Below are 22,072 nucleotides of genomic sequence, written 5' to 3'. Positions count from 1 at the left end.
ATCTTGGAGCATCTGAAGTCACCTGGATAGGGATTGCTCCGGCCCGGGAATAGCCAAATCGGATTGCGTGGGGGGCGTAAAACAAACACAAAGGGTTGGTGCCTCATGAACAATCAACATGGTTCTTTGCTGATGATCTCGCTCCACGGTTATGTGGCGGGATCGCCGGAGCTTGGAAAACCGGACACGGGCGGGCAGGTGGTGTTCGTACTGGAGCTCGCCAAACGGTTCGCCCAACTCGGCTACAGGGTTGATGTCATGACCCGGCAGTTCGAGGATCAGCCGGCCGAGGACATCATCAACGAAAACCTCCGCATCCTGCGGGTCCCCTTCGGCGGACGGGAATTCATCCGCAAGGAGGACATGCACGACTGGTATGGCGACTTCGTCACCAATGCGCTCGCCATGATCCACTACCACAACATCCACTACGATGTGATCAACACCCACTATTGGGATGCCGGCGTTTCCGGCCAGCTGATCGCAGAGGAACTGCAGATCCCGCATGTCCATACGCCCCATTCCCTCGGCTGGTGGAAGCAGCACGAGATGGAAGGCGCCAGCGACGAGGAGATGGCCGGCTACCGGTTCGAGGAGCGCATCCAGAAGGAATTCGTGCTTTACCGCAATTGCGATCACCTGATCGCCACGACCGAGCAGCAGGTCGAATTGATCGTCGAACAATACCAGCTGCCGAAGGAGCATATCTCGATGATCCCGCCCGGCATCGACGAGAGCCGGTTCACGCCCGCGACACCAGACAAGGTGGCGGCTGCCCGGCAAAAGCATGAAATGCGCGAGACCGACATTTACGTCGTCGGCCGCGCGGCGGAAAACAAGGGTTACGATCTGATCATCGAAGCCCTGCCAAGCCTGTTGAAACTGCAGCCCGACGCCCGCCTCGTGCTGGCGGCCGGGGCTAATTCCGACAGCGATATCGCTCTTTTGAACCAGTGGAAGCAGATTGCCGCCGACCTGGGCGTGGCCGATGCGATCAGCTGGCGCGGCTACGTGGCCGATGAGGACCTGGCGGACCACTACCGTGCCCCGGGGATTTTCGCCCTGCCGTCCCGATACGAACCCTTCGGCATGACCGCGGTGGAGGCCATGGCATGCGCGACGCCGACGGTGGTTACCATTCACGGCGGCCTGTTCGAGCAGATCGAATTCGGCCGCCATGCCCTGGTGGCCGACCCGAAGCGGCCCGAGGAATTCGCCGCCATGCTCAACATGCCGATGCAGTATCCCTGGATGCGCGAAACGCTGGCGGTGGAAGGCGCCCGGTTTGCACGCCGGGTCTTCGGCTGGACCGGCATCGCCCGACGGACCCTGCAGGTGTTCGAGCACTTCAAGGGACGCTATGACGACTTGCATACTGACGAATTGGCGAGTTGAGTGTCTTTTGCGGGCGGAAAGGAGAAAGTTAAACGGCCGGTTCAGCTTGCGTTCATGTGGAAACGACTACACCTTGCGCATCATTCGTGAGGCAGAACCGGAACCGGACACGTGAAACAGATTTTCGCCGTTATTATCCTGACCCTGGCCGCAGTCGCTCCGGCGCAGGCCGCCTGCTTGTCGCAGGCCGAGGCCCGTGAGGCCGTTGCGAGCGGCAGGGCGGTTCCGCTCGGATCCGTCGCCGGAAGCGCCGGCGGGGAAATCGTCAAGGCACAGCTCTGCCAGCAGGGCGGTGGCTATGTCTATGTCTTGTCGGTCTTGAAGGACGGAAAGGTGACGACGGTCACAGTCAATGCCAGCCGGTGACTGCTAGATCGGCCCGCATCCATGTGGGGGCATAGGTCGAGTGCTTTCAGGATGCTCCGGATCCCTTATACTCACCTCCGTGTCGAAGCGGACGGCAGATTTCCAAAGTTAAAGTAGGTTTCATGCGCATTCTTGTTGTTGAAGATGATAGTGACCTGAACCGTCAACTGGTGGGTGCGCTGCAAGAGGCCGGCTACGTGGTCGACAGTGCCGCCGACGGCGAGGACGGACATTTCCTCGGCGACACGGAGCCCTATGATGCCGTGGTGCTGGATCTCGGACTGCCGAAGCTCGACGGGCTTTCCGTCCTTGAGAACTGGCGGCGCGACGGGCGGACGATGCCGGTGCTGATCCTGACTGCCCGCGACCGCTGGTCGGACAAGGTGGCCGGCATCGACGCGGGCGCGGACGACTATGTTGCCAAACCCTTTCACATGGAAGAAGTGCTGGCGAGGGTGCGCGCGCTCGTGCGCCGCGCCGCGGGCCATGCCTCCAACGAACTGACCTGCGGCCCGGTCCGGCTCGACCTGCGCGCCGGGCGTGTCACGGTGGACGGCAATCCGGTCAAGCTGACCTCCCACGAATTCCGCCTCCTGTCCTATCTCCTCCATCATCGGGGTAAGGTGATTTCCCGCACCGAGCTGACGGAACATCTCTACGATCAGGATTTCGACCGCGACTCCAATACGGTCGAAGTGTTCGTCGGCCGCCTGCGCAAGAAGATCGGCTCCGACCTGATCGAAACCATCCGGGGTCTCGGCTACCGCCTTGGAGCGGCCAGTGACGAGTGAGACTGGCGAAGGGGCGGACCTCCAGCCGTCCCGCAATCCGCAAAGATCGCTGGCCGCGCGCCTTGTCTTCGTTGCCGCCCTCTGGTCCACGCTTGCGCTTGCCCTTGCCGGCGTGTTTCTCGTGAGCCTTTATCAGCGGGCCAGCGAACGCGCCTTCGATGCGCAACTCGAGATCCACATTAAGGCGCTGGTGGCGCAGATGCTCGAGACCGGCCCCGGTGCCGACGGCACCGTCTCGGTGCTCACCGCTCCGGCCTATCGCGGCGACCCGCGCTTCTCGCTGCCTCTGTCGGGCTGGTATTGGACCGTCCGGCGCGCCGGCAGCCAGGATATTCTCTATTCGTCGGAATCCCTGCTCGGTGATCCCCTGGACGCTCCCCCGATCGGTGACGCGGATATCAGCGCCGGCTTCGTTGCCGGTCCGACAGGGGACGAGGTGCGGATCCTGCAGCGGCAGATCTCGGTCGAGGATACGCCATATGTTATTGCGGTTGCGGCCGCGACCGCAGGCTTCTGGGCCGATATCGCCGAATTTGCCCGTCTGGTTGCCCTGACGCTGTGTATCGTCGGCCTTGGCCTGATCCTGGCCATCTTTCTGCAGGTCCGGGTCGGCCTCCGGCCGCTCTCGCGCCTGAGGGCCTCGCTGTCGGCCGTCCGGCGGGGGAGGCGGAGCGAATCGACGAGGCCCTGCCGCGGGAAATCGCGCCCCTGGCGGTGGAACTCAACGCTCTCATCCTCTCCAACAGGGAGATTGTCGAGCGGGCACGGACCCATGTCGGCAACCTGGCACACGGCCTGAAGACGCCGCTTTCGGTGATTTCCAACGAGGCCCGTTCCGCCGGCGGCCCGCTGGCGGAAAAAGTGTCCGAACAGGCAGCCATCATGTCGACCCAGATCCAGCACCATCTGGAGCGCGCGCGCATGGCAGCTCAGCGTCGTGTCATCGGTGTCTCCTGCGAAACGGAGCCCGTTCTTGCCCGGCTGATACGCGCGATGGGGAAAATCTACCATGACAAGGGCGTGTCCGTAGGCTTCGATCAAGCCGCGCCGATTCGGTTCAGGGGGAGAGCCAGGATCTGGAGGAAATGAGCGGCAACCTGATAGACAATGCCTGCAAATGGGCGGCGTCGAAGGTCGCCGTTGCGGTGGCGCCGTTCAACGACCCGGCAACGAACCGGGAGATGTTCACGATCACCGTCGAAGACGACGGGCCCGGACTGACCCCGGAACAGCGGGCCGAAGCCGTCAAACGCGGCAAACGGCTGGATGAAACCGTGCCGGGAACCGGCCTCGGGCTGTCGATCGTGGCCGATCTGGCCGCGCTTTACGGCGGCTCGCTGGAATTGGACCGGTCGGCCATGGGCGGGCTGAAGGCCAGGTTGATTCTGCCTTCCCTCGGCCGGGAATAGAGGATATCCGGTTGCGCCTGCGAATGGCTGTAAGGTGTTGTGATAGAATGTGAAGGAAATTGTTTTTTTAAAGTCTGGACGGTGGCCAAGTTCGGCCACAAATTGAAAATATCAATGATTCAGCCATCGGTTCATACCGGTTTTCTTGCCAATCGGGAGCTTTCGAGTGCGTTTGCGCAGTGCCACATGTTTTGCTCTGGTCGCGGTTCTGACCGGTTGTTCCATGACGTCCGGATCAACGGGATCGGCCGGATGGGGCTCGTTCTTTGGCGATCCGGGCACCAACGTGACAGATTCCGAGGCCAACACCGCCATCTCCGTGCTGGTGAACAATGAATTCGGCGATGCGCTTCGACCGTCCGACCGGCGCGCGGCGGAGGATGCCCAGGAACGTGCCTTGCGGGCGCGGGGCGTCGGCGTGGCCGTTGCCTGGCAGAACGAACGCACTGGCCGCAGCGGCCAGGTGCGCCCGGGTCCGGTCTACTACGTCAATGAAACCGGCTGCCGCGAGTTTACCCACGAAATGGTTCTGCAGGGACGGGTCCTTCAGGCCAGGGGAACCGCCTGCGAAAACGACGACGGTGGCTGGCAGGTGATCGGGTAGCCGGATCATGCAATGCGCGGCCCGAACTGCTTCAAATACCTACAGTTACTCTCAACACTTGTTTAAGCCTTATGCCGGATGATCAACGGGATTCCGATCAACGTTGACGACGTGAATGACATATTCGGACCATCTGGAAACCAAAATCAGGACCTATCTGAGCAGTCTCAGCCCGCAAGCCGTTGAGGCTTTGGTCCGGAATCTGGAAAGGGCCAAAGTGCGGAAGGATGCCGACCCGAGTATTCATCTCGTCCTCGCCGCTGCCCTCACGCTGTTGCGCGAACCGCATCCATCGGTCCCCGGCGCCATTGACGGCGTCCACCGGCAGGGGCAGATCCGGCGTATGTTCTTCTCGCCGCTGGAAGAATTCCTGATCAACGAGCATTTGCCGAACCGCCAGGAGGGGCGCATCGATCGCGCCGCTCTCGAACGGGTCTGGAAGTGGCTCGGCCGCGATGTCATGCCGGCCGATGTCCGGGCCGTTCTGGAGCAGGCTGGCAATACCGCTGTCAGCTTCGAGCGTGTCGAAGCGCTCGTCCAGTCTCTGCGCACCCGCTCGGTCGACGCGGTGGGCGAAGTCCTTCGCCGCAGCGAAACCTCCGAAAAGGAACGGCGCAGGATCGGCGTCGAACTCGGCGGCGAGCGCGGGATCGCCGAACTCAAGGACATTCAGAAGATCTTTGCCGCCGAGCGCTGGCTGATACCCTTCCTGCAGAACATTCCCGAGCGCATCAACGAGCACAGGCTGAAGCAGGACACCGATGTTCTGCGCCTGGTCGACAAATGCTCGGCCCGGTTTCCGGACCATGTTGCGGTGATCGCCGCGGCGCTGGTAGAACGCGCCGATGCCCCTGCCGCCCTTTGCACATTTGCGGGCCGGCTTGCTGGCGACCTTGATCCGAAGGCAATTGCAAACTCCCAGTTCGCTCCCTTCGTCGATGTGGTGATGAGTGAAGCCGAACGCCTTCAGATCCTGGCCCTGGAACACCGAAACCACAATCCGGATCCGGTTGCCTTTTCCCAGGCGCTTGGCGAATATCACTCGCTCGTCCGCGGCATCGAACGCGATATGGACCTTTCGGTCACAGGTGCATGGCACAAGCGTCTGGCGGAGACCAAGCGCAGCATCTCCAGCGTGGTGACGCGAGAGCTCAACAGTGCCCATGGCGCTGTCCGCCGCGCGCTTCAGGTGCCCAAATTCGACAAGAACGGCACGCTGCACATTGACCAGTCGGCCATCAACGACGCCGTGCGGGCGCTGCGGGTCGTCGCCATGGTCCGCAACACGTCCGAAATATTCGCCGTCAACGATGTGGGCAAACGGACCCGCCAGGCGGTTGAGCAGACACTGGAAATCGTTACACGCTCCCTGATCACCGATCTTGGAAAGTCGCGGGGACAACAACTGGACGCCCAACTGGCGGCCGCCGACGTGGCGATCCAGCTCTCGGAAATCTATTTCGGCCCGGACTATGCCGCCCAGCTCCGGCGCAGCCGCCAGTCCGCGGTTGCAAAAGCCCAGAAAAACGACGTCGCGGCGGAACCAGGACCGGAGCGCAAGCTCGTGGCGAGTGCGCTGGGCGCGCGTTAGCCCCCGCATTTCTCTTGGCTCCGTGCGGTCCGTCGCCGGGATCCGGAAAAGGCCGCAGGTATTTGCACCTATTTACATCGGGCCCGGTTGCCTCCATGTGGGGTACCGCGACCGCCGGTCACAGCTAAGCATCTTGCTTTTGTCGGTCTTGGGCGGTCTATAGTGCGGCCATGATTTTTTGGATACTGATAGCTGTCATGACAGGGGCTGCCGCCCTGTCGGTGCTCGTTCCCCTGGTGCGGGCAAGGCGCCGGCCGGACGGGGCGAACCTGACTGCGGACGAAGCGGTCTACCGTGAGCAATTGGACGCGATCGAGAGCGAACTGAACCGCGGATTGATCGATCCCGAGGCTGCGCAAGCTGCACGCACGGAAGTCGCCCGCCGCCTGCTTGCTGCCCATGAAAGACACGAACAGGAACCGTCAGGCAGAGTGCGCGGCTCACGGTTGAAGATCGTCCAGGCATTGGCGCTGTTCGTGCTGCCGCTTGCCGCTGTCGGGCTCTATCTCGGGCTCGGCTCTCCGGACCAGCCGGATCTGCCGCTTGCCGCGCGGCTCGATACGCCTGCGGAAGAACAATCCGTCGGTGTGCTGGTGGCCCGTGTCGAGCGTCACCTGGCCCAGAACCCGGAAGATGGACAGGGCTGGGCGGTCATCGCCCCGGTCTACCTGTCTCTTGGTCAGCCGGAAGCGTCCGCACGCGCCTACGCGAATGCGATCCGGATCCTCGGACCGCGGCCCGAGTGGCTGACCGACATGGGCGAAGCCCTGACCATCGCCAACCAGGGGCTCGTCGTCGCTGATGCGCGGCGCGCATTCGAGCAGGCGGTTGAAATGGATGCCACGGCCGTCAAGCCGCGCTTCTTTCTGGCGATTGCCCTCGGGCAGGAAGGCCGGAAAGACGAAGCGATCGCAGCCTGGAATGAGCTGCTCGAGGCGGCGGAGGGAACCGAAGCCTGGGCTGGCGCGGCACGCCGGGAACTCGCTCTTCTTGAAGGTACGGACATTGAGGGCGCGCAGGCGCAATCCCCGGGCCCGCGCGGGCCGTCTCAGGAGGACATCGCCGCCTCGGGCGACATGAATGCCGAGGACCGCCAGGCCATGATCCGGGATATGGTTTCCGGCCTTGCCGAACGGCTTGCCTCCGAAGGTGGCTCGGCCGCGGAATGGAACCAGCTGATGCGGGCCTATATCGTGCTGGGGGAAAAGCAGAAGGCCGAAGACGCCCTTGCCTCGGCCCAAGATGCTTACGCAGGCAAGCCGGAAGACTTGTCCCTGATCAAGGACACGGCCAGGCAACTTGGCCTAACAGGGTCGTGACCCTAAGTTATCCGCGTCGCCAATGGACAATCATGCGCGGATCGTTGAGATTGCGGACGGAACATATATGACACGCAAACAAAGAAGGTTGACCCTTATCGGATCGGCTGGTGCCGTTCTTGCCCTTGCGCTCGGTCTGATCCTGTATGCGCTGAAGGGCGAGATCGTCTACTTCCAGAGCCCGACGGATATCACCAGGAACACCATCGCCGCCGGACAGCGGATCCGTCTGGGCGGACTTGTCGAGGAAGGCTCCATCGTCAGGTCCGACAACGCACAGGTCGCATTCCGGGTGACTGACATGGAAAATGTCGTTTCGGTGACCTACAAGGGTATTCTGCCGGATCTGTTCCGCGAGGGGCAGGGCGTCGTCACCGAGGGCGTCGTCGGCCCGGACGGGGTCTTTGTCGCCGACAGCGTGCTGGCAAAACACGACGAAAACTATATGCCCAAGGAAGTAGCGGAAGCACTGAAGGATCAGGGCCACTGGCAGGGCGGCGAGGAGCCTGCCGACTGATCCGGCAGACTGATTGAAACAGGACGCGGACGGACACAAATGATCGTCGAATTCGGACACTACGCGCTGGTGCTGGCCTTTGCCCTGTCGCTTCTGCAATGCACGATCCCGCTCTGGGGTGCGCTTTCCGGCGACAACCGCCTCATGGCCGTGGCCCCGCCGGTCTCTGTGACGATGTTCCTCCTTGTGCTGGTGTCCTTTCTGATCCTAACCGCCGGCTATCTGAATTCGGACTTCTCGATCCTGAACGTCCTGGAGAACTCTCATTCCGCCAAGCCGCTGCTCTACAAGTTCACCGGCGTGTGGGGCAATCATGAAGGCTCAATGCTGCTCTGGGTTCTGATCCTGGTGTTCTTCGGCGCGCTTGTGGGGCTCTTCGGCGGCAATCTGCCGGCCGATCTCAAGGCAGCGACACTGGCGGTTCAAGGCTCGATATCGGCAGGATTTCTCCTGTTTCTGCTGGCGACGTCCAACCCCTTTACCCGTGTCGCCAATCCGCCGCTGGAAGGCGCCGACCTCAATCCGATCCTTCAGGACATTGGCCTGGCGATTCATCCGCCGCTCCTCTATGTCGGCTATGTCGGCTTTTCGATCACATTCTCATTTGCCGTTGCCGCGCTGATTCTGGGGCGCACGGATGCCGCCTGGGCGCGGTGGGTCCGGCCCTGGACGCTGCTTGCCTGGAGCTTCCTGACGCTCGGCATCGCAATGGGGTCCTACTGGGCCTATTACGAACTCGGCTGGGGCGGCTGGTGGTTCTGGGACCCGGTCGAAAATGCAAGCTTCATGCCCTGGCTGGCCGGAACTGCCCTGCTGCACTCGGCAATCGTCATGGAGAAACGCGAGGCCCTCAAGGTGTGGACGGTGCTGCTCGCCATCTTCACCTTCTCGCTGTCGCTGCTCGGCACCTTCCTGGTCCGCTCGGGCGTCCTGACGTCGGTGCACGCGTTTGCCACCGACCCGACCCGCGGCGTCTTCATCCTGGGCCTCCTGTGTTTCTTCATTGGCGGCTCGCTGGCGCTCTATGCCTGGCGCGCCTCGACCCTGAAACAGGGTGGGCTCTTTGCCCCGATCAGCCGGGAAGGGGCGCTGATTCTCAACAACCTCTTCCTGACGGCCGCCTGCGCCGCGGTTTTCGTCGGCACGCTCTACCCGCTGCTGCTGGATGCGGTGACCGGGGAAACGATCTCCGTCGGAGCGCCCTTCTTCAATCTTACATTCGGGCCGCTGATGGTGCCGCTGCTGATGGCCGTTCCCTTCGGGCCGGTTCTTTCATGGAAGCGCGGCGATCTGCTTGCGGCCGCTCAGCGGCTTTACGCGGCCCTCGGCCTCGCCTTGGTGCTGACGCTGTTCACGTTCTGGCTCTGGGGCATGGAAAAAGTGCTTGCACCGCTGGGCGTCGGCCTTGCCGTCTGGATCATGGCCGGATCGGTCTCCGAAATCGTTACCCGCGTGAAGCTCTTTGAAATCGGCCCGCGGCGCGGCCTTTCCCGCCTGATTGGCCTGCCGGGTTCCGCCTGGGGCACCGCGACCGCCCATTTCGGCGTCGGTGTCGCAGTTCTCGGGATCGTCACGGCGTCAGCCTTCCAGGAAGAGCGGATCGAAACCATGCGCCCCGGCGACACGGTCGAGCTGTCCGGATACCAGGTGACCTTCGACGGCGCCGCACCGAGGCGTGGACCGAACTATACCGAAGAAGTCGGCCACTTCACCGTCCGCCGGGCCGGCCTGACCATCGCCGAGCTCGATCCGTCGAAGCGGGTCTATACGGCCCGCCAGATGCCGACCACCGAGGCGGCCATCCATACGACCGGCTTCTCGCAGCTCTACCTGTCGCTCGGCGAAAGCCGCGGGGATGGGGCGGTCGATGTGCGTGTCTATTTCAAGCCGCTGATTACGCTGATCTGGATCGGCAGCGTCATCATGGCGGTGGGCGGTGCCTTGTCCATCGCCGACAGGCGGCTTCGCGTCGGCGCGCCGAAGCCGGCAAGAAAACGGAACGCGGGCGCAACAGCCCCGGCGGAGTAAAGCGATGATCCGATCCCTTCTGACCTCGATTGTCCTTTGCCTCGGACTGCTGGCGCCCCCCGCCTTCGCCGTGGCGCCGGACGAGGTGCTGGACGACCCGGTGCTGGAGGCGAGAGCGAGAGATCTTTCGGCGGAGCTGCGCTGCATGGTCTGCCAGAACCAGTCCATCGACGACAGCGACGCGCCATTGGCAAAGGATCTGCGCATCCTGGTGCGCGAGCGGCTGGTGGCGGGCGACAGCGATGAGGAAGTGATCGACTACCTGGTCTCCCGCTATGGCGAGTTCGTGCTGCTGAAACCGCGCTTTGCCTGGCACACGGCTGTGCTTTGGGCCGCAGGCCCGCTGGCGCTGGTCGCCGGCATGATCGCGATCTTCCTGGCCATGCGCAGGCGGGCCGGCCGCCGGTCGGAAACCGCCGGCGAGGCCGGTCAGACCAAGCTTTCCGCGGAAGAAGAACGCCGGTTGCGGGTGCTTCTCGAAGAAGCGGAATAAGTTTTCCCTCCGCCTTCGGCTTGCTCCGCGCGCCATTCCGCCTACCTCTGGTTTGAGAAACTCCTGGAGGCTTGAGAATGGCGAAACGTCCGCTGAAACTGGAATTCGACGGTGCCCACGGCGCCAAACTGGCAGCACGGCTTGACCTGCCTGCCGGAAAGGTCCGGGCATTCGCGCTCTTTGCCCATTGTTTTACCTGCTCCAAGGACATCGCCGCCGCCCGCTATATTGCCGATGCACTCAGTACGGAAGGCATTGCGGTATTGCGGTTCGATTTCACCGGTCTTGGCGGCAGCGGCGGAGATTTTTCCTCAACGGGATTTTCCTCCAACCTGGAGGATCTGAAACTGGCCGCCGATTTCCTGCGCCAGAACTACGAGGCTCCGCTACTGCTGATCGGGCACTCGCTCGGGGGCGCCGCAATTCTCGCCGCCGCTTCGGAAATCCCGGAGGCCCGGGCTGTGGTGACGATCGCTGCTCCTTCCGACGCGGACCATGTGCTTGAGCAGTTCAAGGGCGCCCTGGAGACCATCCGGGAAAATGGGGCGGGCGAGGTCAATCTCGCCGGACGAACCTTCACGATCCGCAAGGAATTCGTCGATGATCTCGACCGGCATTCGGTCACGGAGAAGATCTCCCGCCTCGGCAAGGCACTGCTGGTCATGCATGCGCCGCTCGATGAGACGGTCGGCATCGACAATGCCACCGATATCTTCCTTGCCGCCAAACATCCCAAGAGCTTCGTTTCGCTGGACAAGGCCGACCATCTCTTGAGCAACAGCGATGATGCGGCCTACGCGGCCAAGGTGATTGCCGGCTGGGCGAGCCGCTATCTGGACGCGGACCCGGCTTCCGCCTCCGACGAGGTGAAGGAAGGCGTTGAGGTCGTGGAAACCGGTCAGGGCAAATTCCAGGCAATGGTGTCCAGCGGAACGCATCGCATGATCGCCGACGAGCCGGTCGACTTCGGCGGCCTTGACAGCGGCCCGACCCCCTACGGCTATCTGGCTGCCGCGCTTGGCGCGTGCTCGGTCATGACCATGCGGATGTACGCGGACCGGAAGGACCTGCGCGTCGACCGGATCAGCATGCGCGTACTGCACGGCAAGGTTCATGCCGCCGATTGCGAGGGCTGTGCGGAAGAGCTGAAGCAGCGCGAAGGCAAGATCGACCGGTTCGAACGGCTGGTCACGATCGAAGGCGACGTCGACGCGGAGACACGGGTGCGGCTTCTGGAGATTGCCGGCAAGTGCCCGGTCCACAAAACGCTTGAACTGGGCGCGGCCGTCATCACGCGCGAAGTCAAGCCCGATAGCTGACGCCCGGCGTGAGGGGAGGTGGAACGCGGCCTGGAAACAGCCGCCCGTGTTCCTGCCGGTCGGGACCGTCTACGCCGCCACCGTTTCCAGGGAACTCAGGCGGATCTTCATGAAAGACAGCAGGCGGCGCGCATCCTTGTCGGACAGGGACCGGTAGGCCGCAATCCAGTTGTCGACCGTCGTCAGAGGTTGCTTGTTGTGGCTGGCGCGCGCCTTGGCCAGGGCCAGATAATCCTGATCCTCCACGCCCAGGGCACGGCAGAGAACCGCGACGCCCGTGGCATCGTAGCGGACCATGACGTTCGTGACGTATTTCTGCTCCAGACCGGCCACTTCGGAGAGCAGAAAGCAGATGTCGAACAGGTTGTTTGACAGCGAAAGCTGGGTGATCGCCTTGCCCAGGGACCGCTGTCCGGCGCGGATCTCCTTCAAGGTGGCCTTGGCATTGATCCTCGTTGCCCTGCGTTCCAGTTTGGAGCTCGCAACAATCTTGCTGGCCTTTTGAAAGAGATCCTGAATGAGGGTTTCGTTCTCTGAGCGCAGCTTGCGGATCTTTGCCTGCTGTTGTTCGGGCATCTGACTGATCAGCTTTTCGTAATCGTCTTCGGTGACATCCGTGCGTTCCATCATGGCGTCACGGATCTTTTCGTCGCTTTCCGCCAGTTTGATCAGGAGCCGCGAACCCCAGTCGGAAAACTCGGCGCCTGAGTTGGCCGCCACCGATTGCTTGACCGGCTTTTCACCACGCTCCAAGAGGACATCGGTTACCTGGGCCTCTAGATGCTTGCGTTTGGAAATCGCCAGAAGATGGCCTTGCCCCATTGTCCTTGCGAGCTGAAGGATTTCGTCCGGCTTCAGGGCGTTGGACGACGTCAGCATCGGACGGGCAATGTCGATTTCTTCGCGGGCCAGGGCATAGGCGAGCTTGGGCGACGTGCTGTCGATAGGAGCAAGTTGCTCGGACACCGCCTTCTTCTGCTCCTGCTCCATGACCGGCAACATGCCTTCCAGGATAGAATTGAACAGGGTGATTTCTTCCGTCCGATAACTGTCCGCCCCGTTTGCGAAAAGCTCGGTGACATGGTCAACCAGCTGGTGACGCTTTTCCGGGGTGCAATCCCGGGCGAGGTTTATGATGTTATCGATCATGGCGGGGCCGTCCGTTGTTCTGATCTAGAACTACAGGCTAGGAAGTTTACAATCAGGTAAAAACGGAGATGAAAGTTGGATAAGCTTTTATATTGTTTGTATTTTTATGGATAAAATTGAAATAAAAATGTTTTCGTGGCTATTTAGGGTAGTATAGGTAAATCTATTTTCCGAAATGTAAGGTTGTGTCACTGGGTCCGTCGAGAAAGGGGCCGGGTTTGGAATACGGCAGCTTTACTCAGGATCTTCCGACGTTGTCACACGGGATCTTCGCTGCGGAGCTCGTTGCTAGGCTGCCCGTGCCTGCTTGACTGCCTTCAGCTTCATTTTCATCAGCGCCAGCAAGCGCCGGGCGTCGGTTTCATCGAGCATATGGTAGTTGGTAAGCCATTTGCTGCCGGTGCTTTCCGGGAATTTCAGGTGTTTGCAACGTTCCTTGCAGATCGCCTGGAACTCCATTGCTCCGATTCCCGTCGCCCTGCAAACCGTCGCGATGCCGGTGGAGTCGAACCGGACCATGAGATTGTGAACGTATTTCATGTCCAGAGCCGAGAAGAAGGAAAGCAGGGCAACCGCGTCCAGAAGATTGTGTTCCTGAGCGAGTTGATAGATCGCCTTGTTCAAGTTGGTCTTGCCGAGCCGGATTCCCATCAGCCATGCCTTCGGGCTGATCTTGGACGGACGCCTTGCCAGTTCCGCGCCCGAAGCGATTTCGCCATCGGCCTTGAAGAGGTCTTCGAGCAACTCTTCGTTGGACTTTCTCAGGTGCCGGATGCGGTCGCCAAGCTGCTTGGGCATGTCCTTCACGAGGGCCTCGAACTCGGCCATGGAGATATCGGCGCCCAGATTGGTGGCAACGGTTTGTCTGACCTCCTTGCTGCCGCGCCTGATCAGGGTCCTGGAAACGTCCTTGCTGATATGCTCGCGCTTGGCCATGGCCAGGAGGTAACCCTGGTCCTTGGTCTCCGCGAGCTTTCGCAGGTCCTCTTCCTCCAGCGACTGGGAACGTTCGAGAACCGCTCTTGCGACCGGCAGTTCGTCACCGGCGATGACCGCTGCAAGCTTGGCGGACATCGCCTGGACGCTGGCGAGCCGCTCGGACAGCTTCTGGCGGGTTTCCGGCGCCAGGCTGTCATAGACGCCTTCGAGCACGTTGTTGAGAAGATGCGTTTCGTCGGACCCCTTGTCGTCCGCCCTTGCCGCGAGCAAACCCGTCACATGCTCGGCGAGCTCGTGTTTTTTCTCGGAAGAACTGCCCTTGGCAAGCTGGAGAAGTGAGTTCGTCATGGTCATACCTTGTCGGCATCAGCTTGAATTAAAATCCTTTATAAGCCGTGAAACAGTGTTCTTTCCCCTATTGAGAGGGCCCGCCACAGAGTTGACGCGGCGGCGGCTTTGCGCCATGGGACGGCGATGAGCGCGTTTCCGATCCTCTATTCCTTTCGCCGCTGCCCCTATGCCATCAGGGCTCGGCTGGCGATCGCCTCCAGCGGCCGAACGGTCGAACTGCGGGAAATCCTCCTGCGGGACAAGGCCCCGGAATTTCTTCAGACATCGCCGTCGGCGACGGTTCCGTGCCTGAAGGACGGCGACAAGGTTCTGGACGAGAGCCTGGACATCATGCTGTGGGCGCTTGAGCACTCGGACCCTGAAGGCTGGCGGCAAGCGGCGGACGAACACGCCATGCTTTCCCTGATCAGCGAGTGTGACGGTCCCTTCAAGCGTCATCTCGACCGCTACAAGTACGACACCCGCGACGCGGATGCGGACAGGCAGGAGGAACGGTCCGCCGCGGCCGGTTTCCTGTGGCAGCTCGACGACCGGCTCGCAGCAGGCAGCTGGCTTTTCGGCGCACGTGCCTCGCTCGCCGATTATGCCGTCCTGCCCTTTGTCCGCCAGTTCGCCAACACAGACCGCGCCTGGTTCGACGGTGAGCGCTGGAGCGCCCTGAAAGCGTGGCTGGTCCGGTTCGAAACCTCGGACCGCTTCCGGGCCGTCATGCCGAAATTGGAAAAATGGCATGCGGGCAACGAGCCCGTCCTGTTTCCTGCCGCCGCAGGCGAGAATTAATCGCCCCGGCGGTCCATTCACCGGATGGGAGTGCCGTTTACCGGCTCCAGCCAGTGGATATCGTGTCGTTTTGTTCCAACCTTACGAAATCGTAATCTCACCGTCAGGCGCCTGTAAGGCTGGGTAACCTACCTTCCTCCTCGAGCCTGGAATGCGACTCCCCGCTCGCATCCGAACACGGCCTCCAAGTCGAATATTGATAGAGGAACAAAACATGCAAAATCGTGGGTCAGTCTCTCCCTTGCGGTCCCGCCGCGCCAAATTGCTGGCAGGAGTCGTTGCGCTCGGCACCGCAGGTCTGGTGAGCGCGCAAACTCTCGTGCCCAGCCAAATGGCGCTGGCTGATGCGGTCCGTGTGGATCTCGGCCTCCCCGGCGGACTTCTCCGATGTTGTCCGCACCGTCAGCCCGGCCGTTGTCAGCGTCCGCGTCAAGCAGGCCGCCGAGCCGCGCATGATGAATTTTGGCGGCGGCGAAAACTTCGAGGAATTCTTCAAGGGTCTTCCGGACGGCCATCCGTTCCAGCGCTTCTTCCGCGAATTCGGTGAGCGCGGCGAAGAAGGCAACACCCCGCGCCGCGCGCCGCGTCAATACGGCATGTCGCAGGGCTCCGGCTTCTTCATTTCCGAAGATGGCTATGTCGTCACCAACCAGCATGTGATCGACAAGGGGACCGAGTTCACCGTGATCGATCAGGACGGCAATGAGTACGACGCCACGCTGATCGGCGCGGACAAGCGCACCGACCTGGCGTTGCTCAAGGTCGAAGGCGAGGCAGACTTCACGTACGTGAACTTTGCCCAGGACGCGCCGCAGGTCGGCGAGTGGACCGTTGCCATCGGTAATCCATTCGGCCTTGGCGGGTCTGTCACGGCCGGCATCGTGTCCGCCCGCGGCCGCGACATCGGTGCAGGCCCCTATGACGACTTCATCCAGATCGACGCCCCCGTGAACCGCGGCAATTCCGGTGGTCCGGCCTTCAACATGCATGGAGAGGTGATTGGTGTGAACGCGGCGATCTTCTCGCCGTCCGGCGGCAATGTCGGTATTGCGTTCGCAATCCCGTCCTCGACCGCGCAGGATGTCATCATGCAGCTGAAGGATGACGGGACCGTCGTCCGTGGCTGGCTGGGGGTCCAGATCCAGGGGGTCACCGACGACATCGCCGAAAGCATCGGCCTTGACAGTGCACGCGGCGCAATTGTCGCGGAAGCACAGCCGGAAAGCCCGGCTCAGAAAGCCGGCCTGCGTGCGGGCGATACCATCCTGGCCGTCGACGGCACCAAGGTGGACGGTCCGCGCGACCTGTCCAAGATCATCGCTGCCTATGAGCCCGACACCAAGGTGGACGTGACCGTCTGGCGGGATGGCGAAGAGAAGGACATCAGCGTCACCCTGGGCCGCCTGCAGGACCAGGAGCAGGCTGCTGCCGCAACCCCGCAGGCTGAAGAAGGCAAGACTTCGCTGGACAAGCTCGGCCTGGTCCTGACCACGAAAGCCGAAGCCGGCCTGGAAGGTGAAGGCGTTGTCATCGTCGAAATCGGCCCGGACAGCCCGGCAGCGGAAAAGAACCTCGGCACCGGAGACGTCATCCTGGAAGTCGGAGGCATGAAGGTGAACAATCCGGCCGATGTCCTGAAGGCGCTTGAAAAGGCTGAAAAGGACGGCCGCAAGGCGGTTCTCTTCCGGGTTGAGAGCAACGAGCGCTCACGCTTCGTGGCCCTGCCCATGAACGTTGGCTGATCAGGCGCCCGTGCCTCGACGCATACCAGCGTTCACGAACGCGGGATGTGATCCGGAGCGGAGCCTGAATGGCGGGCCGGCTCGCCCTCTGCCCCTGAAACCCGGCGGGCCGGTTCTGTCCATAACCTGAATGGTGGCGGCGGCAATTGCATCAGTTGCCGCCGCCAACCATTTTGTTTCGACGCAACTCACGGTAAAAAGGATCTTATGTTGAAGATTCTTGTTGTTGAAGATGATCCGGAAGCGGCCAGCTACCTCGTCAAGGGGCTGAGCGAAGTCGGCCACATGGCCGACCGGGCATCGGATGGTGATACCGGGCTGCAGATGGCCCTCGACAGCACCTACGACATTCTCATCGTCGACCGGATGCTGCCGAAAATGGACGGCTTGTCGCTTATCCGCGAGCTGCGCCGCGAGCAAAACCACACGCCGGCGCTGATCCTGTCGGCGCTTGGCCAGGTCGATGACCGGGTCAAGGGCCTCAAGGCCGGCGGTGACGACTATCTGCCCAAGCCCTACGCTTTCACCGAATTGCTCGCACGGGTCGAGGCGCTGGCCCGGCGGCCTCAATCCTCCCACCACGTGGAAACGACCTACAGGGTCGGTGACTTGATCCTGGACCGCATGGCCCATTCGTGCCGGCGCGGCGATACGGAAATCCCGCTGCAGCCGCGCGAGTTCCGCTTGCTGGAATATCTCATGCAGCATGCCGGCCAGGTCGTCACCCGCACGATGCTGCTGGAAAACGTCTGGGAGTATCACTTCGACCCCCAGACGAATGTGATCGATGTCCATATTTCGCGTCTTCGCGCCAAGATTGACAAGGGATTTGACACACCGCTCCTGCACACGATCCGCGGCGCTGGATACACGATACGTGACACGTCTCACTAGATTCACCAGGACCACGGCCTTCAAGCTGTCGTTGCTTTACATCGCCGTGTTCACGGTGATGTCCGGTTTCCTGCTGCTCTACATCTCCAAAAGCACCGAAAAACTGATGTCCGAGCAAGTGGTGCAGGATGTCGATTCAGAACTGAAGAACCTGGCCGACGTCTATGTGCGCGGCGGGGCCCGCGAACTGGTGGAAACCATCGACCGGCGCTCGCGCCATCCGGATGCCAACCTCTATCTTCTGGTCGACTTCGCCGGCAACGCGCTCGTCGGCAACATTGCCCGCCTGCCGACCATGGTGCTGGAAGAGGCCGACGGCGGCCTGCACCGGGTGCGCTACACCAGGCTTGGGCAGGAACCGGAAAACGCAGAGCGCCAGGCCATGGTGCGCACCTTCGAACTGCGCGGCGGCTTCCGCCTGCTTGTCGGCCGGGATCTCGGCGACCAGCTCTTGTTTTCCAACCTTCTGGGTAATGCGCTGCGCCTGTGGCTGATCGTGGTGGTGATCATGGGTGTCATCACCTGGCTGTTCGTCAACCACAGGGTCATGAAACGCATCGACGAGATCTCCGCCACCAGCCGCACCATCATGGAGGGGGATCTGACGGGGCGCCTGCCGATTGCGGGCAACGACGACGAATTCGACCGCCTGGCCATCAACCTCAACGACATGCTCGAGCGCATCGAACTGCTGATGCAGTCGATGAAGGACGTGACCGACAACATCGCCCATGACCTCAAGACGCCGCTGACCCGCCTGCAGACCCGCGTCGAGACGGCGCTGCGCGAAGCCAGGGACCAGGCGGACTATCGCGGTGCTCTGGAGGCGACGCTGGAGGAAACCGACCATCTGCTGCGCATCTTCAATGCGCTGCTCAGGATTGCCCGGATTGAAGCCACCGCTCCGGCATCCGTCATGGAACCGGTTGATCTCAACAAGGTCGTGGCCGAAATTGCCGAGCTCTACGAGCCTCTGGTAGAAGAGGAAGGCGGCAGGCTGGAAACGGACGTGCCGGAGAAAGCGCTCCAGGCGGACTGCAACAGGGATCTGATCAGCCAGGCCCTGGTCAACCTGATTGAAAACGCCCTGAAATACGGCCATCCCGATTCGGGCGAACTCCTGATCCGGATTTCCGCATGGCGAGAGGGCGACCGTGTCGTCTCTTGCGGTCACGGACAATGGCCCCGGCATTCCGGAGAAGGATCAGGACCGGGTCAAGGAACGCTTCGTTCGCCTCGAAGAAAGCCGCTCGGAACCCGGAACGGGTCTCGGATTGAGCCTCGTCAAAGCCGTTGCCCGCTTGCATGGAGGAGACTTGCGCTTCAAGAATGAAGCACCGGGCCTTTCCGCCCGGATGGATTTAGCACCGGTCAGCAACGGGACGGACCATGGACAAGGCGGCACAGGAACAGGGCACACCGACGGAAGCTGAGGCTGCCCCGGGCGAACTTGCCGGGCGCATCGCCGTCGTCCCGGCGACCCCGGATCCCGATCACGCGGCGCTCTTCCTGAAGGACCTCATTGACGACGCAGGGGCCGGAGCCGAGCTCAAGGCCCTATTCCGCGACAATCCCAGCCTTGAAGATTTTCTGACAGGCATCATCGGCAATTCACCGTTCCTGCGCGATCTCATGCTGTCAGATCCGTCTCGGCTCGTGAGCATACTGAAAGACGCCCCGGAAACGCGGCTCGAGCGCATTCTCACCCAGGCCCGGGACGCCCGCGCGGACGATGAAGCGGGCATCATGCGGGCGTTGAGGCTGCTGAAGAACGATCTCGCCCTGACCCTGGGGCTGGCGGATATTTCCGGTGTGATCGAACTCGACCGGATCACCGGCGCTCTGGCCGGCTTTGCCGACGCGGCGCTGACAGCCGCAATCCGCTTCTGCCTGAGCGATCTGACCCGCCTCAACAAGTTCAAGCCGTTCGATCCTGAAAAACCGGAAATAGACAGCGGCTTCATCGTGCTCGCCATGGGTAAGCATGGCGCCAATGAGCTGAACTACTCGTCCGACATCGACCTGATCGTCCTCTATGATCCGGACAAGGCCCCGATGGCGGGCACGGCCGAGGCTCCGGTGGAATTCGTCCGCATGACCCGGCGTCTCGTCAAGATCATGCAGGACAGGACGGCGGAAGGATATGTTTTCCGTACTGACCTGCGCCTTCGTCCCGACCCCGGCGCGACGCCCCTGGCCATGTCCGTTCCTGGCGCGCTCGTCTACTACGAGTCGCTCGGCCAGAACTGGGAACGGGCGGCGCTCATCAAGGCGCGGCCTTGTGCGGGAGACATTGCGGCGGGGGAAGCCTTCCTTCACGAGATCGCCCCGTTCATCTGGCGGAAATACCTCGACTTTGCCGCGATTGCCGACGTGCAGTCGATCAAGCGGCAAATCCATATGCACAAGGGCCACGGGACCATCGCCGTGGCGGGACACAACGTCAAGCTGGGCCGCGGCGGCATCCGCGAAGTGGAATTCTTCGTCCAGACCCAGCAGTTGATCGCCGGCGGCCGCAATCCGGCGCTCAGGGGCCGCCGCACGCTCGACATGCTGAACGCGCTTTGCGAGGCCGACTGGATCCGGCCGGAATCGCGGGACGAGATGGCCGATGCCTACAGGTTCCTGCGCAATGTCGAGCACCGTATCCAGATGCTGAACGACGAACAGACCCAGCTCCTGCCCAAGGATGAAGAAGGCCTCACGCGCATCGCCGCCCTGATGGGCTTCGGCACACTGAAGGCATTTGAAGCAGAACTCCTCAGCCATCTGAAGAAAGTGCAGCATCACTATTCGGAACTTTTCGAGGACGAACCGGCTCTGTCCTCCGAACTCGGCAATCTGGTCTTCACGGGTGACGATCATGATCCCGGTACGCTCGAAACGCTCGCCGGTCTTGGCTTCAAGCAGCCGGCCGAAGCGGCCAGCATCGTCAAGTCGTGGCATTTCGGCCGCTATCCCTGCACGCGTTCGACCAAGGCGCGCGAACGTCTGACTGAAATGCACCCCGCCCTGATCGGCGCTCTGGCGGCGACCGACAACGCGGATGCGGCGCTGCGGACCTTCGACAGTTTTCTCGCCAAGCTCCCGGCCGGTGTGCAGCTTTTCGCGCTGCTGAGATCCAATCCCCAACTCCTGACGCTGCTTGCCACCACGATGGGCGTTGCGCCGCGCATGGCGGAAACCGTGTCCAGGCGGGTCCATGTCCTGGACGCGGTGCTGGACCCGGCCTTTTTCGGCGCGATGCCGAGTGTCAAGGAATTTCGCGTCGGCCTGGACCGGACGCTCGCCCAGGCCAGGTTCTACGAGGAAGCCCTCGACCGGGCCCGGATCTTCACCCAGGAGCAGCAGTTCCTGATCGGCCTTCGGCTGATCTCCGACACGCTTTCCGCCGATAGGGTCGGCTTCGCGTTGGCAAGGCTGGCGGAAGTGGTCGTCGACCGTATCCAGTCCCGCGTCATTACCCATGTCGCCGAAACCCACGGGGTGGTGCCGGGCGGCAATATCGCCGTGCTTGCCATGGGCAAGCTGGGCGGACGGGAAATGACGGCCAGCTCCGATCTTGACCTGATCCTGCTCTACGAGGCGCCGGAGGACGTGAAGGAGTCCGACGGCAAGCGGCCCCTGTCGATCACCCAGTACTATACGCGCCTGACGCAGCGGCTGGTCACGGCGCTTTCCGCACCGACCGCCGAGGGCTCGCTCTACGAGGTGGACTTTCGCCTCCGCCCCTCCGGAAATGCCGGACCGCTGGCCACCAATCTGGAAGGTTTCATCGCCTACCAGAAGAAGGACGCCTGGACCTGGGAGCATATGGCCCTGACCCGCGGACGGGTCATTGCCGCCACGACACCGGAATTCAGGCAGAAGATCGTCGACAACATCGGCGAAACGCTGACACAGCCGCGCGACAGGGCAAAGCTTGCAAACGATGTCCGCTCGATGCGGGCGCGCATCGAGAAGGAAAAGGGCACGAAGGATATCTGGGACCTGAAGCAGGTCTCAGGCGGCCTGGTCGATATCGAATTCATCGCTCAGTTCCTGCAACTGGTGCATGCTAACGACAACCCCGGCGTCCTGGCCCAGGGCACCGAACAGGCGCTGGAGCGTTTGCGCGACGCCGAGTGCCTGGATATCGGCGATGCCGAACTGCTCCTGGAAGCGCTTCGCCTCTACCACCGGCTGACCCAGATCCTGCGTCTGACGCTTTCGGAAAGATTTGTGCCCTCTGCGGCGCCGGGCGGCGTGCTCGGCCTGCTCGTCCAGGCCTCCGGCAGCCCGACCTTCGACCGGCTCGAGACGGAACTGGCCGACCTTCAGGCGAAGGTGCGCTCCACATTCGTGCGGCTTGTGGGGGAGGTCGAGGTGGCTGAGGGGTAACGGGT

General features: G+C 62.1%; 20 protein-coding genes and 1 pseudogene. 19 read left to right on the top strand and 2 right to left on the bottom strand.

All coding sequences use genetic code 11. The annotated features are described in order from the left end of the window. Nucleotides 1-105: 105 nt before the first annotated feature. The 13 genes from ON753_RS13865 to ON753_RS13805 all read left to right on the top strand — a co-directional run bounded on the left by ON753_RS13865 (nucleotide 106) and on the right by ON753_RS13805 (nucleotide 11,832). Nucleotides 106-1,395 (top strand): glycosyltransferase, encoded by a 1,290-nt coding sequence (locus ON753_RS13865; protein WP_265963223.1) that lies wholly within the window; start codon nucleotides 106-108, stop codon nucleotides 1,393-1,395. 111 nt (nucleotides 1,396-1,506) lie between these two features. Beyond that, nucleotides 1,507-1,761, top strand: a complete 255-nt coding sequence (locus tag ON753_RS13860) for a PepSY domain-containing protein (RefSeq protein WP_265963222.1) — start codon at nucleotides 1,507-1,509, stop codon at nucleotides 1,759-1,761. Between the two features lie 122 nt (nucleotides 1,762-1,883). Next, nucleotides 1,884-2,552, top strand: a complete 669-nt coding sequence (locus ON753_RS13855) for a response regulator transcription factor (RefSeq protein WP_265963221.1) — start codon at nucleotides 1,884-1,886, stop codon at nucleotides 2,550-2,552. Continuing rightward, on the top strand, nucleotides 2,542-3,351 hold the full coding sequence (locus ON753_RS13850; protein ID WP_265963220.1) for a hypothetical protein: 810 nt from the start codon (nucleotides 2,542-2,544) through the stop codon (nucleotides 3,349-3,351). Before ON753_RS13855 ends, ON753_RS13850 begins: the two co-directional genes overlap by 11 nt. Next, on the top strand, nucleotides 3,267-3,641 hold the full coding sequence (locus ON753_RS13845; RefSeq protein WP_265963219.1) for a sensor histidine kinase: 375 nt from the start codon (nucleotides 3,267-3,269) through the stop codon (nucleotides 3,639-3,641). Before ON753_RS13850 ends, ON753_RS13845 begins: the two co-directional genes overlap by 85 nt. Further along, a complete protein-coding gene (locus ON753_RS13840; protein ID WP_265963218.1) occupies nucleotides 3,638-3,961 on the top strand; it encodes an ATP-binding protein in 324 nt (107 codons plus the stop codon). Before ON753_RS13845 ends, ON753_RS13840 begins: the two co-directional genes overlap by 4 nt. Before the next feature lie 166 nt (nucleotides 3,962-4,127). After that, on the top strand, nucleotides 4,128-4,565 hold the full coding sequence (locus ON753_RS13835) for an RT0821/Lpp0805 family surface protein (RefSeq protein ID WP_265963217.1): 438 nt from the start codon (nucleotides 4,128-4,130) through the stop codon (nucleotides 4,563-4,565). Between the two features lie 115 nt (nucleotides 4,566-4,680). Continuing rightward, nucleotides 4,681-6,156, top strand: a complete 1,476-nt coding sequence (locus ON753_RS13830; RefSeq protein WP_265963216.1) for a hypothetical protein — start codon at nucleotides 4,681-4,683, stop codon at nucleotides 6,154-6,156. Nucleotides 6,157-6,326: 170 nt separating this feature from the next. Then, complete coding sequence (gene ccmI / locus ON753_RS13825) at nucleotides 6,327-7,475, top strand: c-type cytochrome biogenesis protein CcmI (protein WP_265963215.1); 1,149 nt, start codon at nucleotides 6,327-6,329, stop codon at nucleotides 7,473-7,475. A 67-nt stretch (nucleotides 7,476-7,542) separates the two neighbouring features. Continuing rightward, nucleotides 7,543-7,992, top strand: coding sequence for a cytochrome c maturation protein CcmE (gene ccmE, locus ON753_RS13820; protein WP_265963214.1), 450 nt, complete (start codon nucleotides 7,543-7,545; stop codon nucleotides 7,990-7,992). A gap of 39 nt (nucleotides 7,993-8,031) precedes the next feature. Next, nucleotides 8,032-10,020, top strand: a complete 1,989-nt coding sequence (locus ON753_RS13815) for a heme lyase CcmF/NrfE family subunit (protein ID WP_265963213.1) — start codon at nucleotides 8,032-8,034, stop codon at nucleotides 10,018-10,020. 4 nt (nucleotides 10,021-10,024) lie between these two features. Beyond that, complete coding sequence (locus ON753_RS13810; RefSeq protein WP_265963212.1) at nucleotides 10,025-10,513, top strand: cytochrome c-type biogenesis protein; 489 nt, start codon at nucleotides 10,025-10,027, stop codon at nucleotides 10,511-10,513. A gap of 77 nt (nucleotides 10,514-10,590) precedes the next feature. Further along, a complete protein-coding gene (locus tag ON753_RS13805) occupies nucleotides 10,591-11,832 on the top strand; it encodes a bifunctional alpha/beta hydrolase/OsmC family protein (protein WP_265963211.1) in 1,242 nt (413 codons plus the stop codon). A 69-nt stretch (nucleotides 11,833-11,901) separates the two neighbouring features. Here ON753_RS13805 and ON753_RS13800 read toward each other — a convergent pair whose 3' ends face one another. Together ON753_RS13800 and ON753_RS13795 are read right to left on the bottom strand one after the other, a co-directional pair. Beyond that, a complete protein-coding gene (locus ON753_RS13800) occupies nucleotides 11,902-12,981 on the bottom strand; it encodes a DUF2336 domain-containing protein (RefSeq protein ID WP_265963210.1) in 1,080 nt (359 codons plus the stop codon). Between the two features lie 288 nt (nucleotides 12,982-13,269). Continuing rightward, entirely contained in the window at nucleotides 13,270-14,268 is a 999-nt protein-coding gene (locus ON753_RS13795) for a DUF2336 domain-containing protein (RefSeq protein WP_265963209.1), read from the bottom strand. A gap of 126 nt (nucleotides 14,269-14,394) precedes the next feature. On the opposite strand from ON753_RS13795, the gene ON753_RS13790 reads away from it, so the two are divergent. The 6 genes and pseudogenes from ON753_RS13790 to ON753_RS13765 all read left to right on the top strand — a co-directional run bounded on the left by ON753_RS13790 (nucleotide 14,395) and on the right by ON753_RS13765 (nucleotide 22,067). Further along, nucleotides 14,395-15,051, top strand: coding sequence for a glutathione S-transferase (locus ON753_RS13790; protein ID WP_265963208.1), 657 nt, complete (start codon nucleotides 14,395-14,397; stop codon nucleotides 15,049-15,051). Nucleotides 15,052-15,395: 344 nt separating this feature from the next. Beyond that, nucleotides 15,396-16,793 carry a Do family serine endopeptidase gene (locus ON753_RS13785; protein ID WP_265963207.1) on the top strand — a complete coding sequence of 466 codons (1,398 nt, stop codon included), beginning with the start codon at nucleotides 15,396-15,398 and terminating at the stop codon, nucleotides 16,791-16,793. 207 nt (nucleotides 16,794-17,000) lie between these two features. Then, nucleotides 17,001-17,687 carry a response regulator transcription factor gene (locus tag ON753_RS13780; RefSeq protein WP_323054732.1) on the top strand — a complete coding sequence of 229 codons (687 nt, stop codon included), beginning with the start codon at nucleotides 17,001-17,003 and terminating at the stop codon, nucleotides 17,685-17,687. Further along, nucleotides 17,581-18,525: pseudogene (locus tag ON753_RS26725) on the top strand (HAMP domain-containing protein); the annotation flags it as partial. The gene ON753_RS13780 and the pseudogene ON753_RS26725, both read left to right, overlap by 107 nt. Before the next feature lie 316 nt (nucleotides 18,526-18,841). Beyond that, on the top strand, nucleotides 18,842-19,120 hold the full coding sequence (locus tag ON753_RS13770) for a sensor histidine kinase (RefSeq protein ID WP_265963205.1): 279 nt from the start codon (nucleotides 18,842-18,844) through the stop codon (nucleotides 19,118-19,120). Then, the gene (locus ON753_RS13765; RefSeq protein ID WP_265963204.1) at nucleotides 19,077-22,067 is read left to right on the top strand and encodes a bifunctional [glutamine synthetase] adenylyltransferase/[glutamine synthetase]-adenylyl-L-tyrosine phosphorylase; all 2,991 of its coding nucleotides are present in this window, start codon (nucleotides 19,077-19,079) and stop codon (nucleotides 22,065-22,067) included. Before ON753_RS13770 ends, ON753_RS13765 begins: the two co-directional genes overlap by 44 nt. Nucleotides 22,068-22,072: the final 5 nt, after the last annotated feature.

Origin of the sequence: Roseibium salinum, from assembly GCF_026240905.1 — a bacterium.
GTDB classification, from domain to species: domain Bacteria; phylum Pseudomonadota; class Alphaproteobacteria; order Rhizobiales; family Stappiaceae; genus Roseibium; species Roseibium salinum.
The sequence above is the reverse complement of the archived record's forward strand: the minus strand, read 5'-3'. Positions and strand labels throughout refer to the sequence as shown.